Annotated in this window: 12 protein-coding genes and 2 riboswitches; of the genes, 2 read left to right on the top strand and 10 right to left on the bottom strand. The window is 61.4% G+C overall.

Features of this window, described 5'->3' with window-relative positions; genetic code table 11:
* Positions 1 to 13 precede the first annotated feature (13 nt).
* Positions 14 to 595, top strand: a complete 582-nt coding sequence (locus tag ACOVQ0_RS14135) for a DUF3237 domain-containing protein (protein ID WP_421885601.1) — start codon at positions 14 to 16, stop codon at positions 593 to 595.
* On the opposite strand, the gene ACOVQ0_RS14140 is transcribed toward ACOVQ0_RS14135, so the two are convergent.
* From ACOVQ0_RS14140 to ACOVQ0_RS14185, 10 genes are all read right to left on the bottom strand, one after another.
* Positions 570 to 1730, bottom strand: coding sequence for a hybrid sensor histidine kinase/response regulator (locus ACOVQ0_RS14140; protein WP_421885603.1), 1161 nt, complete (start codon positions 1728 to 1730; stop codon positions 570 to 572). The two genes, ACOVQ0_RS14135 and ACOVQ0_RS14140, sit on opposite strands and share 26 nt — an antisense overlap.
* Entirely contained in the window at positions 1727 to 2293 is a 567-nt protein-coding gene (locus ACOVQ0_RS14145) for a chemotaxis protein CheB (protein ID WP_421885606.1), read from the bottom strand. The genes ACOVQ0_RS14140 and ACOVQ0_RS14145 overlap by 4 nt, the downstream gene beginning before the upstream one ends.
* Positions 2290 to 3114, bottom strand: a complete 825-nt coding sequence (locus ACOVQ0_RS14150; RefSeq protein ID WP_421885609.1) for a CheR family methyltransferase — start codon at positions 3112 to 3114, stop codon at positions 2290 to 2292. Before ACOVQ0_RS14150 ends, ACOVQ0_RS14145 begins: the two co-directional genes overlap by 4 nt.
* A complete protein-coding gene (locus ACOVQ0_RS14155; RefSeq protein WP_421885612.1) occupies positions 3114 to 6539 on the bottom strand; it encodes a response regulator in 3426 nt (1141 codons plus the stop codon). Before ACOVQ0_RS14155 ends, ACOVQ0_RS14150 begins: the two co-directional genes overlap by 1 nt.
* Positions 6540 to 6651: 112 nt before the next feature.
* Positions 6652 to 7938, bottom strand: coding sequence for a PepSY-associated TM helix domain-containing protein (locus ACOVQ0_RS14160; RefSeq protein ID WP_421885615.1), 1287 nt, complete (start codon positions 7936 to 7938; stop codon positions 6652 to 6654).
* Complete coding sequence (locus tag ACOVQ0_RS14165) at positions 7935 to 8513, bottom strand: hypothetical protein (protein ID WP_421885617.1); 579 nt, start codon at positions 8511 to 8513, stop codon at positions 7935 to 7937. Before ACOVQ0_RS14165 ends, ACOVQ0_RS14160 begins: the two co-directional genes overlap by 4 nt.
* Positions 8513 to 10612: a TonB-dependent siderophore receptor gene (locus ACOVQ0_RS14170; RefSeq protein WP_421885620.1), complete on the bottom strand. Its 2100-nt coding sequence runs from the start codon at positions 10610 to 10612 to the stop codon at positions 8513 to 8515. The genes ACOVQ0_RS14165 and ACOVQ0_RS14170 overlap by 1 nt, the downstream gene beginning before the upstream one ends.
* 101 nt (positions 10613 to 10713) lie before the next feature.
* A complete protein-coding gene (locus ACOVQ0_RS14175) occupies positions 10714 to 12012 on the bottom strand; it encodes a cobyrinate a,c-diamide synthase (protein ID WP_421885622.1) in 1299 nt (432 codons plus the stop codon).
* Positions 12009 to 12611 (bottom strand): cob(I)yrinic acid a,c-diamide adenosyltransferase, encoded by a 603-nt coding sequence (gene cobO / locus ACOVQ0_RS14180; RefSeq protein WP_421885625.1) that lies wholly within the window; start codon positions 12609 to 12611, stop codon positions 12009 to 12011. Before cobO ends, ACOVQ0_RS14175 begins: the two co-directional genes overlap by 4 nt.
* The gene (locus tag ACOVQ0_RS14185) at positions 12608 to 13180 is read right to left on the bottom strand and encodes a hypothetical protein (protein WP_421885627.1); all 573 of its coding nucleotides are present in this window, start codon (positions 13178 to 13180) and stop codon (positions 12608 to 12610) included. Before ACOVQ0_RS14185 ends, cobO begins: the two co-directional genes overlap by 4 nt.
* Before the next feature lie 236 nt (positions 13181 to 13416).
* Positions 13417 to 13614, bottom strand: a riboswitch (cobalamin riboswitch).
* 58 nt (positions 13615 to 13672) lie between these two features.
* Positions 13673 to 13864, top strand: a riboswitch (cobalamin riboswitch).
* Between the two features lie 207 nt (positions 13865 to 14071).
* Between ACOVQ0_RS14185 and ACOVQ0_RS14190 the strand changes: the two genes are divergently transcribed.
* A partial coding sequence (locus ACOVQ0_RS14190; RefSeq protein WP_421885629.1) for a TonB-dependent receptor occupies positions 14072 to 15207 on the top strand: 1136 nt, incomplete at its 3' end.

Below are 15207 nucleotides of genomic sequence, written 5' to 3' on the forward strand. Positions count from 1 at the left end.
AGAGGATGCACCGATGACCCATTCCCGCCGTACCACGCTTGGCCTGCTAGGCGCGGCGCTGCCGCTTGTGGCCGCACGCAGCGCGAGTGCAGCCCCGATGTCGCCTTTGCCAAAGGCCGCGGAACCCAAGCTCTATGACAAGCCCGGCGTGGAATGGGTGATGGATATCGTGCCGGTCTGTTCAGACCCCGAACCGATGGGACCGGCAGGGGACACTACCGCCGCCGATGGCAAGCGCGATGTAGCATGGCCGATCACGTGCGGTTATTTCACCGGACGCGGGATCAAGGGCACGGTCATTCCCGGCGGCGGCGATTTTCCGGTGACGCGGCCTGATGGTGTAGAGGTGGTCGATGCACTGTATCGGCTGAAAACAGACGATGGGGTGCAGATCATCATCCACAATCGCGGGCTTGCCTACAGCGAAGAAACCTTTCGCCTGCTGCCGACATTCAACGTGCCCGGAAGCAAATACGCATGGCTGCGGGAATCCGTGTTCGTGGCGACGCTGACCTATCCGGTGCCGCCCGCTTATGCTGCCAACCTGAAGGCCAATGGAAATGGCCGCCTTATTCAGGTTTACCGACTGGTTTAGCGTCTATCGGAAGTTTCACCTCGAAAGTGCTGCCCTCGCCCGGCGCGCTGTGCTTCAGCGCGATCGAGCCGCCATGCAGTTCGACCAGTTGCTTCACCAGCGCAAGGCCGACACCAAGCCCGTCCTGCTTGATCCCGCCGCCCAGATCGACCTGTTCGAAAATGCCGAATATCCGGCTTTGCTGATCGCGCGGGATGCCGATGCCATTGTCGGCAACCTCAAGAATGGCCGATGAACCTTCTTCACGAAGCGTCACGCGGATTTCGCCGCCCTTGGGCGTATATTTGGCGGCGTTCCCTATCAGGTTGCCGATGATCTGGGTTACGCGGGCGTGGTCGGCCACAACCATGATCGGCTGCGGCGCGAGGTCAAGATGCAGGCTATGCCCGGCCTCATCAATCGCGGGCTGGATGGTTTCCACCGCGAAAGTGGCAACATCCTGAAGGTTTAGCCGTTCTGCCTTGAGGGAAATCTTGCCCTGATCGATGCGGGCAATGTCCAGCAGATCGTCGACCAGGCGTGCCATGTGCTTCAGGCTGCGCCCCATCGCACCGCCGATATGGCGAACCGCATCCGAGGTTTCGCGCCGTGCCAGCAGATTCAGCCCGGCGTTCAGTGCCGCAATCGGATTGCGCAACTCGTGCGCCAGGACGGCAAGAAAGCGGTTCTTCTGCTTGTCTGCGGCTTGCAGCGCCTGACTGAGCAGGGCCAGTTCATCGCGTTGCGCAATGATCTGGCGGCGCTGATCGTAAAGATCGAAGAACACGTTGGCCTTTGACCGCAGCACATCGGCCTCGATCGGCTTCTGGATGAAGTCCACCGCGCCCGCTTCATAGCCGCGAAAGCGCTTGGTCACATCCGTGGAACCGGCTGTGACGAAGATGATCGGAATATGCCGCGACCGCTCGTTGCTACGCATGAACTCTGCCAGTTCAAACCCGTCCATGCCGGGCATCTGCACATCGAGCAGCGCCAAGGCATAGTCGTGTACAAGCATCAGTTCGAGCGCTTCTTCACCGCTGCGCGCAGTGTGCAGGTCCAGCCCGTCCCGCTTGAGCAGGGCGGTGAGAGCCACAAGATTGTCCGCCAGATCATCGACCAGCAGGAATTTGATAGGGTCGGTCTGTACCATCATCGGGCTGCTGGCTCTTGAAGGAAGGCAATGATCTGATCGATATCCATCACGCGCGCCAGTGGCCATGCGTCCAGCGCTGCGGAGGGCATCGTCGGCACATCGGCTGAGGCCGGGTCTTCGACGATGGCAATGCCGCCGCCCTTCCCCACCGCCTTCAGCCCAGCGGCGCCGTCATGGTTGGCCCCGGTCAGCACGATGCCGGTAAGTGCCGGGCCAAAAAAATCCGCAGCCGTTTCGAAAAGCACATCGATGGCAGGGCGGGAATGGTTCACAAGTTCGTCCGACGAGAGCGCGATGGTGCCATCCCTTTCCACCAGCAAATGGTAGTCCGGCGGCGCGAAGTAGACCGTGCCCGCTTCGAGCGGCTCCTTGTCTTCCGCTTCTTTGACCCGAAGACTGCACCTGCTGCCAAACAGTTCGACAAGCGCGTTGTCCCGCCGCGCCGGAACGTGAACGACGACGATAAACGGCAATGGGAAGTCCGCCGGAATGCCCGGCAGAATGCGGGAAAGCGCCTGAACGCCGCCTGCCGACGTGCCGATCACAACAGCGCCAGCCGTCACGGCTCGCTCCTTTGGTAAATCCGCTGCTCTCGGCAAAAATCGGCAAAGGCGTGGGCATGGGCTGAAAAGCGCAGGCTTTCCTTGGAACCAAGGCCAAGGAAACCCCTGCGCGCCAGCGATTCCCGAAACAGGCCCAAGGCGCGATCCTGCAACGGGCGGTCAAAATAGATCAGGACGTTGCGGCAAGAAATCAGATGCATCTCGCCAAAGGCGGAATCGGTGACAAGACTGTGATCGGAAAAGACCACCTGATTGCGCAGCGACTTGTCGAACACCGCACGGCCATAGTCTGCCGTGTAATAGTCTGACAGCGACGACCGCCCGCCTGCCTTCTGGTGGTTCTCGGTGAACAGGCGGATATCGTCGAGCGGATAGACGCCGGCCTGTGCCTTTTTCAGCGCTGTGGGGTTGATATCCGTTGCGTAGAACATCGTCTTGTCAGCCAGACCTTCCTCGCGGAACAGGATCGACAGCGAATAAAGTTCCTCACCATTGCTGCATCCGGCAATCCAGACCTTCAATGACGGATAGGTCTTGAGGTGCGGGATCACCTTTTCACGCAGCGCAAGATAATAGGCTGGATCGCGGAACATCTCGCTGACCTGCACGGTCAGGTAGTTGAGCAGGCGCGGCAGCATCCTTTCATCGTGCAGCACGGCGGATTGCATCGCGGAAATGCTTTCGAAACCCAGTTGCACGCGGGCCTGCAAGAGCCTGCGCTTGATCGAAGCGCGGGCGTAGTGCCGGAAATCGTAGTGATAGCGGTGATAGAGTGCCTCCAGCAGAAGCTGGATCTCGATATCTTCAAGCGTTTCCGTCACTATCGCGGCATCCACACGCGCGCGAGCGACAACAGTTTGTCGACGTCGATCGGTTTGGCCATGTAATCGTTCGCGCCTGCTTCGATGCAATTGCGCTGATCATCGGGCATGGCCTTGGCGGTCAGCATGACGATGGGCAGCTTGCTCCACTTGGGGTTTGATCGAATGGTGCGGGCGGCGGTCAGCCCATCCATCACCGGCATCATCACATCCATCAGCACCAGATCGATCTTCCGTTCAGGATCGTCTTCCGACGCCGCAAGTGCGTCGAGCGCTTCCTGTCCATTGCGCGCGATCTGGGTCAATGCGCCGCGCGGTTCGAACACGCTGGTCAGGGAATAGACGTTGCGCACATCGTCCTCGACGATGAGGATGCGACGACCTTCCAGTGCGGCATCGCGGTGCTGTGCCTTCTCGATCATCTGGCGCTGCTCAGGCGGCAGTTCAGCCACCACACGATGCAGGAACAATGAAACCTCGTCGAGCAGACGCTCTGGTGATTTCGCCCCCTTGATGATGATCGAACTGGAATAGCGCCGCAGTCGCTGTTCTTCGTCCGCTGTCAGATCGCGCCCGGTGTAGACGATCACCGGCGGGAAACTCTGCCCATCGTTCTCGCTCAGCTTTTCCAGCAGCGTGAAGCCGGACGCATCGGGAAGCGTGAGATCAAGCACCATGCAGTCGTAGTTCTGGTCGCGCAGTTGATCGAGGCATTCAGCCGCTGTTCCCACGCCTACTGTCTCGACGTCCTGCGATTTCAGAAGCTGGCTCACGGCATCGCGCTGCACGTCGTCATCCTCGACGATCAGGATGCGGCGCGCGGGCGATGCGAATTTCGCCTGCATCCCCGCCAGCACTTCGGCAAGCTGATCGCGCCGGGCAGGCTTTCCAAGGAAACCTACAGCCCCAAGGGCCAGTGCAGTCTGGCCCTGATCGCCAGCGGAGATGACGTGGATCGGAATGTGCCGCGTGCTGTGATCGTGCTTGAGCCGGTCAAGCACGGTAAGCCCGGACTGGTCGGGCAGGCCAACGTCAAGGATGATGGCATTGGGCTTCAGATCCCGAGCGGTGTCGATCGCTTCGCCTGCGGTGCCGACGATCACGCAGCGGAAGCCCATCTCATGCGACAAATCCCGAACGATCGCGGCGAAGGCCGGATCGTCCTCGATCACCAGCAGTAGCTGATCACCATTGCTCAGCGCGCCACGATCGTCCTCAACCGCACGACGTGGTGCGGCAGGACGGGCATCTTGTGCCAGAGCCGGGGCTTGCGATGCAGACGGTGCCGCAACGACCGCCTGATCTCTTGGCCTCACCAATACCGGATCGTAGTTTATCGGGATGGTGATGCTAAAGCGGCTGCCCTTACCGACTTCACTGTCGAGCCGGATCGCGCCGCCGAGCAACCGGGCCAGTTCACGCGAAATCGACAGACCAAGGCCCGTACCGCCATACTTTCGGCTGATCGTGCCATCGGCTTGCTGGAACGCGGCGAAAATCGCCTCCTGCTGGTCTGGCCTGATGCCGATGCCGGTATCGGAAACGGCCAGTTCCACCCGGTCGGTGCCGACCGTGGAGATGGAGAGGCTGACCTTGCCGCGCTCGGTAAACTTCAGCGCGTTGGACAACAGGTTCTTGAGCACCTGTTCGAGCCGCAGCCGGTCCGTTTCGATCTGCGGTGGGCAATCGGGTGCCAGCGCAATCTCCAGCGCAAGGCCGCGCTCATCCGCGATGGGCTTGAACACCTTGAGCATATCGGCGGCAAGTCGCTCTACCGATACGGGCGCGGGCTGGATCTCGATATGCCCTGCCTCGATCTTCGACAGATCGAGAATATCGTTGATCAGGGTCAGCAGATCGTTGCCGGAAGACTCTATAGTCTGCGCAAACTTGACCTGTTCTTCCGAAAGATTGCCAGCTGGATTGTCCCCCAGAAGCTTGGACAGGATCAGCAGCGAATTGAGCGGCGTCCGCAGTTCATGGCTCATATTGGCGAGGAAATCGGACTTGTACTGGCTCGCCTGCTCCAGTTCGCGCGCTTTCACCTGCAGGGCCAGGGTTGACCGTTCCAGCTCCGAACGTTGCGATTCCAGTGCCTGAGCCTGTTCTTCAAGCTGCGAATTGGTCTGTTCAAGCTCGACCTGCTGAAGCTCCAGCCGCGTCTGCGATTCCCGCAGCGCCACGCCTTGCTCTTCCAGTTCCTCGTTCGAAACCCGCAGTTCCTCGCTCTGCGCCTGCAATTCGCCTGCCTGCCGCTGGGTTTCCTCAAGTGCATCCTGAAGACGCGCGCGAAAGCGGGCCGAACGCAGCGCGATGCCAATGGCCCCTGCCGACTGGTCGAGCAGTTCGATGACGAGATCATCAACCGGATCGAAGAAGCCAAGTTCGATCACCACGTTCACCACGTTGTCTGCTGTAGCTGGCGCGATCACCAGATGGCGCGGGGTCTGGCGGCCGAGCGCGGACCCGATGGTCAGGTAGCCCGCCGGTACGTCGCTCAACGTTATGAGCTTGCCTTCCGCCGCAACTCTGCCAGTCAGGCCTTCGTTCACCACGAAAGATTCAGGCACGTCGGCATCCCCCGGCACGCCGATCATACTCGCGCGATTGAACGTCCCTGCCTCCCCCTTGTAGAGGGCGCCGGCGCTGCAACCCGTCCTGTCCGCAAGATAGGCGAGAATGGCCGAACCAAGTTCGGGCACGGTCTTGTCGCCACGCATGACATCGGCGAGGCCGACCAGGCTTTCCTGAAGCCACTGCTGGCGCGCGCGGCTGCGACTTGTCCGCCGCAACATGAAGAATATCGCGATGGTCAGCGCAATGCCGATCAGGCTTGCCCCAACCCCACTGACAATCGCAGTCTGCGATGCAAGCTGCATTTCGGTCATGCGCAGCTGTCGCAGGCGCAATTCTTCACGCGCCATGACATCAAGCTGAGCGCGGATCGCGTCCATTTCAGCCTTGCCGCGATCACTCGCGACAACCGCCAGTGCGGGCGCAATGCCCTGCGTGCGCCGCAGGGCGACCGTGTCGGCCAGTTCCTTGAGCTTCGCGTCGAGATGATTGCGCAACGGAACAAGGTTTGCCCCCTGCAGCGCATTGTCGCGCGTGAGGTCAGCAAGCTGCGCAAGCTTGTCACGCGCGCCTTTCACTCCGGCATTGTACGGCGCCAGATAACTGCTGTTGCCCGTAAGCAAATAGCCGCGCTGCCCGGTTTCGGCATCCTGCGTTGCCGAAAGCAGTTCGTTCATGCCGATCAGCACCTGATGCGTGTGGCGAATTTGCCGGTCACTGGCACGGATGCGCTCTATGTTGAAATAGGCAGACGCGGCGCTGATCACGAAGAAAGCGACACCCACCAGAAGTCCGACCACAGACCACCTGTCTGCGGTGCGCGAAAGCGGCGCCAAATGTGTTGTCTTCACCTGTGTCAGTTCTCGCAAGAGTTGGCCGCCCCCTGCGTAACGAAACTAGAGGTGCCGTGCCAAACGCATGGATCGACACTCGGTTCCCGCGTTATTTACACTGCTGTCGGCGTCACGCTGCGCTGGGCCGTCTGCGCACTGCCATCACCGCAATCACTTCCGCTGCCACCAGCGCCGACCAGAAAATTGCTGCAAAAGGAAATGTATTCCCAGCTAACACGCGCACAACGAAGGTCACGACCAAGGCCACGGGCGTTCCGATCACCACGCCGTGCCACAGCGCGCGCAAGATCGGCTCATCAATCCCGCGCCGTCGCCGCTTGCCCAGCCAGATGTAGGTTCCGGTCGCACAGATTGCGGTCAGCGCCGCGCCAAGAATGAAATAGGCAAGCTTTACCGGCAGCCCGCCGAAGGAGCCGAAATGCATCTGATAGGCCGAAGCCGCCGCTTGCTGGCCCAGCTTTCCGTCGGCAAGCCCAGCCGTTTCATGAAAGCGTCCAGTGGAATCGAAGCCGTAATACTCACCGAAAATCAGCCTGCGTTCGTGCTCACCAACGATCTGGACATGCTGGCCACGCGTCATCGGATCGTGCAACGTCGCGTATGTGATGGACACATCGGGATAGTGCCGCGCCATGTAGGCAAGTGCCGCCGCAACATCAGGCGCAGATGCAGGTGCGGCATCCGGTTTGCCCTCCGCACCAAAAACCGGTGCATACACGGCTTCCAGATCGCCACCGTAACTGCTGCTGGCAATGGCATAGGCGGTAACCGTGGCCATCCCGATCATCGCGCCGGTCAGCGCAATGGCAATCGAGAAAGGCAGCGTCCACACACTTAGCCGGTTGTGCCAGTCCGCAAGGCCGATGCCGCTGTCGTTCCTGGCGCGCAGACGGAAGGCATCGCGAAAAATACGGGGATGCGCGATCACGCCGCTCAGCGCCAAGGCCAGCATCATCACGCCGAGGATGCCTACAATCGTGATGCCGACAATAGCCGGGAGGTTGAGCGTGTAATGCAGCGCGACGAGGAAATCGGACCACGCGATTTCCTCAGGCGCGGCAATTGCCCCGTCCCGATCCAGATGGAATGCCTGCGTATCAGTGGTGATCGTGGCGCGCGGCAGATCATCGGTTGGCAGATGAACATATAGATGTGTGGTGCGCGGCTTGCCCGCCTCGGTCGCCAGCACGGCTTCAACACCGCGCTGAACCGCTTCGGGCGCGATTGCAGGCATCTCTGGTGCGCCGGGCTGTTCAATCCGTTGCAGTTCTTCGTAGAACACGGCCACGGTGCCGGTCAGCGACACTATATAGAGCAACGCTCCAGCCAGAAGCCCAATGGCCGCATGGGCCGACAGCGCTTTCTTGACGGTCCCGGATTCGATGATGCGGCTCACGTCATGCTCCCGCTGATCAGCGCCGGAATGGAAACTACCACAGGGATGGCAATCATTGCCAACTGCCGCTTTCGGCGACTCGTCATCAGCAGCGCAAACGCAACGACAGACCATGCAAGTGGCACCGCGAAAAAGGCCAGGACATTGGCATTGGCTTCGTCAGCTCCGATCAGCAGGGCCACCCAGCGCGTTGCCACGCCAAAAGCCACAGCAGCTACAAGCCCGCCAACAGTAACGATGATAAAGGTTGTAACGCGCCGCAAGGTCTGCCGGGGTTCACCGGGTTCGGCCAACATACCCGCACGCCGGTTCGATCCCTTACCACGCGGCGACGGATCACCCCACGCTGCGGCAGCCAGTAGCGCCAGCGCTGCACCCATCGCCCACAGGGAAACGACCGTCGCGCCCCATACCCCCGCAGACGTCCATCCGGCGATCAATGCCCCACCCAGCATCACCCAGCCAACGGTGTTGAGCAATGTCGAGCGTCGAGCCACGCCCCACGAAAGGCGCAAGGCCCCCACACCGGAAAGACCGGCTGCGGCACCCACTGCCAGCAGGGCGCTGCCCGACATCAGAACCGATAGCTCACAGTGCCCATCACATTGCGTTCGCTGCCCATGAAGCAGTCGCCACGCGCAAGGCAGGCCGAATAATAGCTTTTGCCGAACAGGTTGGTGGCATTGACCGTAAAGGCCCAATCGCGCCACGAAAGTTCGACCAGCGCATCCACCAGCGTAAAGGCAGGGGTGCGAACGCCATCGGGGAACGCTGCACCGAACGAACGCTGGCTGCCAACGTGGCGAACACCGCCACCCAACAGCAGCGAGGCTTCATCGCTCAGTGCGATGCCCTTGGTCGCCCATAGCGAAGCATTGAACTTGGGCACATTGTCGATCTGGCGGCCCGTGCCGTCGGCTTGTGCTTCATTGTAGCTTGCGTTGGCGATCAGGCTCAACTGTCCCGGCAGCGTTGCCCGACCTTCGAACTCGACACCTTTCGACGTCAGCGCGCCGAGTTGCACCTGATCGAAAGGATCGAGGGTGCTGTCATCCGAAACCGGGCGATTGCTTTCGCGGATGTGATACCCGGTCAAGGTAACCAGCACTGCGTCTGCTGGATGGAACTTGATCCCGGCTTCGAATTGCCGACCAGACTTGGGAATGAAGGCGCTTCCGTTGCTGGCAGTTCCGGCAATCGGCTCGAAGCTTTCGGTGTAGCTGAAGAAAGGCGAAATGCCCTTGGCCAGTTCCCCGATGACTCCGGCCCGGAATGTCGTTGCGGAATCGCGGCGCCATGCACCGCCCATGCTCTTGGCCCGCGTCCAGTCGCGCCGTGCGCCCAGCACCACGGATACGCGGTCGTAGAGCCGAATCTGGTCCTGAAGATAGATGCCCGTCTGCTCCTGATCGACATCCTCGGCAACGTAAGTCGGCGTCGGCAGACCGCCACCGTAATCCGAGAGCGCGGCGTAATCGATATCGTAGATATCGAACGTCTCATAGGCGAACCCGCCCATCTTGTAGACAGAATTGGCGCTGTAATCGATGCCCGCCAGAACCGTGTGCCGCACCGATGGACCCGTGTTGAAATCAAACTGCAGGTTATTGTCGGTCGAGAATATCTCCATCCGCGCAACGCTGCCATCAACATAGAGGCCCATGATGCGCTGGTCGGCATCAAGGAAGGGATTGGTCGGGTTGCTGTAGTTGTCCGGGTAGTGCGTGAAATAGGTCAGATCGCTGTCGATATAGCGCGCTTTCAGGTTGATGCGGGCGTTCTCGTCAAAGCGATGTTCCAGCAGCGCGGTGCCCTGCAGCAGACGTCCATCATATCGGTCCCAGCCCGGCTTGCCCACGAACAGGCTGTTGGCCAGCTTGCCGTTGGGATTGGGCAGGATCGTGCCGACAAGCGGCAGGAACTGCGCCGTCGAACCGCCATCGTCCTCCTGATACAGGCCGATCAGCGTGAACGTGGTGTCGGGCGAAGGCTTGAACGTGATCGAGGGCGAAACCATTACGCGGTCATCGGGCACGGAGTCGGTCTGTGTATTCGCATCGCGGACCCTTGCCACAACGCGCGCGGCCACGCTGTCGGTCAGCGGACCGGTAAGATCGAACAGCGCTTCCTTGCGATCGAACGAGCCGTAGCGCAGCGATGCCTCACCGTGCGTCTCGAACTCGGGCCGCTTGGACACAAGGTTCACGATGCCACCCAGCGCACCCTGTCCGAACAGCACCGAAGCAGGACCGCGCACCAGTTCGACAGAACCGAAGTTGTAGGGATCGGCGCGAATGCTGGCGTAGTAGCTGAAGATGTCGCGCATCCCGTCACGAAACTGCAGGGCGTTGATCCCGCGCACGAAAGCCCCATCCACGCGGCTGTCGGGGCCATAGGGATTGGCCGTGACGCCTGAGACGTAGTTCAGCGTATCGCCAATGCTCACGGCGCCCTGCGCCAGGAACACGCTGTCATCAATCACCGTGATGGGCTGCGGAATCTGGACAATCGGCGTGTCGGTCTTGGTCGAAGTGGTCGCTGCGCTTTTCGCCCCGGTGACGACGATGGTGCGCATATCCGCGCCGGTTTCCGCATCGGCTTCTGCTTCTGCCGAATGTGCGGAAACCGGAACGAGCGCCGTGGCGCAGAGAATGGAAACGATGAGACGACGCATGTTTTTCCCCGAAGAGCGAATCTTGGGGAACCGCTATTGCGAGTCGGTTGCATTTGCAAGAGGCATGTATCGTTCTGTTGCTGGGACGCGGTCAGTTCCGCCTATATTGCCCCCTCACCGGTCAGGATTGCAGCCACCGCCTCGGGTGCTGATGGGAAATAGGCGTGGAAATAGCTGGCCCACAGCGATCCGCAGCAGAACACAGCTTCGCCTGGCCTAGCGTCGGGCGTTTGTGCACGCCATTGCGGCGGAAGCGCAGTTTCAAGGCGCGAATAATGGAACGTGTGGCCCCGCAAGACGCCGGGCGGTAAATCTATGGCTTGCGGCCCCAATGCCGCCAGACGCAGCTGCAGTGTTGCAGTTCCGGGCAACAGCCCCAGCATCGGCGCGCGCTGCCCACGTCCATCATCGAGATGGTCGAGACAGTAGAGCATACCGCCGCATTCCGCGAGAATGGGCTTGCCCGCCGCGTGATGGAAGCGAATGCTTCCGGCCATCGCGTGGTTGTTGGACAGGCGATCAAGATGCAGTTCCGGGTATCCTCCGGGCAGCCACACAGCATCGCATTCGGGCAGCACAGAATCGGCGAGCGGCGAAAAGTACGAAACCTGCGCGCCCATCACTTCCAGACAGGCGATGTTGGCGCGGTAGATGAAAGCAAACGCGGCGTCGCGCGCCACGGCGATGCGCCTTCCGGCAAGAAGCTGCGCGATGGCCGGCACCTCGCAAGCGGCGAATGGGACCGGCTCCGGCAGCCACAGTGCCGCGTCTGAAAGGTTGCTGGCAGCACGTTCGATGCGCGAGTCCAGATCACCAATCTCGTCCGCCTGCACCAGCCCGAGATGCCGCTCAGGCAGGGCCGCCTCATCATCAGGCGGCAGCGTGCCAAGCCAGTTCATGCCGGGCGGCAAGCTCTCGGCCAGCATTTCGGCATGGCGTTCGCTGCGCACGCGGTTGCCCAGCGCAGCCACCACGCGGATATCGGACCGATAGTTGGCAAGGCCATGCGCCAACGCCCCGAACGTCTGCGCCATCGCACTACCATCGATCACCGCCAGCACTGGAAGGCCAAAACGCGCGGCAAGATCGGCGGCCGAAGGCTTGCCGTCGAACAGGCCCATCACCCCTTCCACGAGGATCAGATCGGCTTCCTGCGCCGCTTCATGCAGCAGCCTGCGGCATTCCGCTTCGCCGCACATGAACAGGTCAAGCTGATAGACTGGCGCGCCGCTGGCCTGCTCCAGTATCATCGGGTCCAGAAAGTCCGGCCCGCACTTGAACACCCGCACCCGCCGCCCGGCCTGCCGGTGGCGGCGCGCCAGCGCTGCGGTGACGGTGGTCTTGCCCTGCCCTGAAGCTGGTGCGCTGACCATCAGCGCCGGGCAGAAGGCATCGCTCAACGGTCGATCCCTTCCTGCGCCCGCACGCCATCGCGAAAGGCGTGCTTCACATCGCGGATCGCGCTGACCGTATCTGCTGCGGCAACCAGCGCATCGTCGGCAGCGCGGCCGGTGATGACGACGTGCTGCATTTCGGGGCGCGCCTCGATAGCAGGCATGATCTCGTCCAGCCCAAGGTAGCGGTAGGTGACGAGATAGGTCAGTTCATCCAGCACGACGAGGCTGATGGCGGGATCCGACAACGCAGCCTTGGCCTTTTCCCATCCGGCGCGGGCAGAGGCAATGTCGCGGGTGCGGTTCTGGGTTTCCCAGGTGAAGCCTTCACCGCACTTTTCCCAGATCACGTCGGGATGGGCTGAGAAAAACGCTCTCTCTCCTACGTTTTCAGCACCTTTGATGAACTGGAACACCGCCGCCTTGCGCCCATAGCCAAGTGTGCGCGCAACCATGCCGAAAGCGCTGGACGACTTGCCTTTGCCATTGCCGGTGAGCACCAGCAGCAGCCCCTTGTCGCGCGTGGCGGCGGCGATCTTGGCATCGACCACCGCCTTGTGCTTGCGCGCCCGTTCGCGGTGAGCAGCCTCGTCGACCGTGGTCACTTGCGGCTTTCCGCACGCAGTTGCGGGCGAGCAAGCGAGAGCAGCGCGAAAATGCCTGCCGCAGCTCCGGTCCACAGAAGCGTGGCATAAAGCGTGGTGGGGAAATAGCGTGCAAGGCGCGGCATGAAACCCGCCAGCGTCGGATCAGGGAAGCGCCCGCCGAGGAAATAGAAGCCGCCGCTGGAGAAAAGCTGCGAGACCAGTGTCGCCACCGTAACCAGCACGGCGATTGCAGGTAGTGCCGAGGCACGTTCACCCAGCTTTGCTGCCCCGAAACGGCCAGCCAGCCACATCGTGCCATAGGCAGGCACCAGCATCCAGTAGGCAGGGGTAAAGCAGAAATCGGACTGGCCGAACCAGCCAATCACGATCACGTCGATCGCATATCCAAGCAGGAACAGCGCTCCGAAGGCAACAATGCGGCGGACGAGGAAACCAAGCACGAAGAAGCTGGCGAGACTCGTATCAGGCAAGTGGATGACATTGCTGAGCGAATGGGTTCGGGTGACGAGCATGACGAGAGCGAGCGCGCCGAACACGGCGAGATCGAAACGGGCATTACGGACCATCTGGCGGCCTCCTGAATGTGAGAGATGCCTGAGCATGGGAAATATCAGCGTGGGAAATGGATGCTGCGCAGCATCGGGCGACCCCGACGCAAGGGAGCCGTTTGCGCGCCGCAGCAAGCAGCGCGGGTCTGGTGATGTCAGGTGCTGGTCATCACAGGCTCCCTTCGGCAAAAACGCACACATGTGTCGTCCGCGAAGGAGAAGCCTTCGTCCGCCCGGTGCATCCCGCCCGCGCAGAGAAACGACGATAACAGGCCGGTTTCCTGACTTCCCGGATCATCGCTGTTCCGCCGCCTTCTCGGGACGAATCCCAATGGCATGATGGCGGAACGCTCACCGGTTACAGTTGCGGGAGCAGTGCCGGATTGAGCGTTTTACCGCCGCCCGGACTTCCCGATTAAGCCCTTTCGGGCACCCGTTACGCTGGTCCTGATATGCCAACCTTTTGAAAGGCGCAAGCATTCGCACTTGCAGCAAACGAAATGCGCCGCTACCTGCAGCACCGCGACAGGTTCCCCGAGAGGGGATCAAAAGGGAACGGGGTGTAAAACCCCGGCTGCCCCTGCAACTGTAAGCGGCGAGCCGACCGGCCATTCACGCCATTGGGACTTCATCGTCCTGAGAAGGCGGCCGGACCGGCATTGACCCGTGAGCCAGGAGACCTGCCTGACGCAGTCGTTCTTCGTTCGGGCAGGGTGCACCGGACGTTCGAGGCTCCCTTCCCCACAGGACGGGACAATCCCTCGCGCAACGACAGCCACTGCCTGCCGGGAAACCCCGTGCGGGAAGCGTCGCTTTGCTGCGCCGGGTTCCGGTGCAGTCTTCACGTGCGCTTCTTCCACGGGTCGGAACGGTGGGTTCTTGCCGTTCGTACCAGAGGGGAGCCGCATCATGCGCTTTGCCCAATACCCAGTCGTTTCCCCATTTACCCTTGTTTCCACTCTTGCCCTGATCTCGTCGCCCGCGCTTGCCGACGAGCCTGCACCCGGCGAAGCACCCGATACATCTATCGTCGTCACCGCGCTTCGCAGTCCGGTGGAGCAGTCCCGTGTTTCCGCCACTGTGACGGTTCTGGATGAAGTGACCATCCGCCAATTGCAGCCGATCGCGCTGACAGACCTGCTGCTGCGCACGCCCGGCATCAGCCTGAGCCGTAATGGCGGCTTTGGCACGGCAACGTCGATGCGCATTCGCGGCGCGGATTCATCGCAGACGGTCATGGTGATCGATGGCGTGCGCATTTCCGACCCATCAGCAACAGGCGGCGGGTATTCGTTCTCCAACCTGCTGATCGACGATATCGAACGGGTGGAAATCCTGCGCGGGCCGCAATCGATCCTGTGGGGCAGTGATGCCATCGGCGGCGTGGTCAACGTGCTGACCCGGCGCGCCGAAAGGCCGCTGGAGGGAAGCATGGCCGTGGAAGCCGGCACCCATGAAACGGTCAACGCGCAGGCCGGAATCGGCGGTAGCGGATCGCTGCTCGATTGGCGTGTGGCGGGTTCAACCTTCACCACACAGGGCATATCGGCCCGCAGCAACGGCACCGAGCCGGACGGTTATCAACGCACGTCGGCCAGCGGCACCGCCACGCTCAAGCTGACCCCCAACCTTTCGGTCGACCTGCGCGGCTACTGGGCCGATTCCCGCAACGATTTTGACGGGACATCGGGGGATTCGCAGGCTTATGGTCTGACCACCGAATGGACCGGCTATGCCGGGATAAACCTTTCCCTGCTCGACGGCCGGTTCATCAATCGCCTTGCAGTGTTGCAGACAGAAACCGACCGTGAGAACTACGATCCGGCGCGATCCATTCGCCCGCTGAACTTCGATGCGCATGGCCGTGTACGCCGCTTCGAATATCAGGGATCGTTTCACTTTACCGACGCGGTGCAACTGGTGTTCGGCGCAGAGCGCGAAGAACAGCGCATGACCAGCGCATCGCCGGGCAACAATACCGCAGCCTATGCACTGGTGCCGCAATCTGCGAACACCAACAGCGTCTATGGCCAGTTGCGCATAAC

This window comes from Novosphingobium sp., from assembly GCF_049240505.1.
In the GTDB taxonomy this organism is placed as follows: domain Bacteria; phylum Pseudomonadota; class Alphaproteobacteria; order Sphingomonadales; family Sphingomonadaceae; genus Novosphingobium.

What these genes read in the sequence shown, in the direction of transcription:
- ACOVQ0_RS14135 (WP_421885601.1), top strand. Translation starts at nt 14, where the DNA reads ATGACCCATTCCCGCCGTACCACGCTTGGCCTGCTAGGCGCGGCGCTG.
- ACOVQ0_RS14140 (WP_421885603.1), bottom strand. Translation starts at nt 1,730, where the DNA reads ATGATGGTACAGACCGACCCTATCAAATTCCTGCTGGTCGATGATCTG.
- ACOVQ0_RS14165 (WP_421885617.1), bottom strand. Translation starts at nt 8,513, where the DNA reads ATGTCGGGCAGCGCCCTGCTGGCAGTGGGTGCCGCAGCCGGTCTTTCC.
- ACOVQ0_RS14170 (WP_421885620.1), bottom strand. Translation starts at nt 10,612, where the DNA reads ATGCGTCGTCTCATCGTTTCCATTCTCTGCGCCACGGCGCTCGTTCCG.
- ACOVQ0_RS14185 (WP_421885627.1), bottom strand. Translation starts at nt 13,180, where the DNA reads ATGGTCCGTAATGCCCGTTTCGATCTCGCCGTGTTCGGCGCGCTCGCT.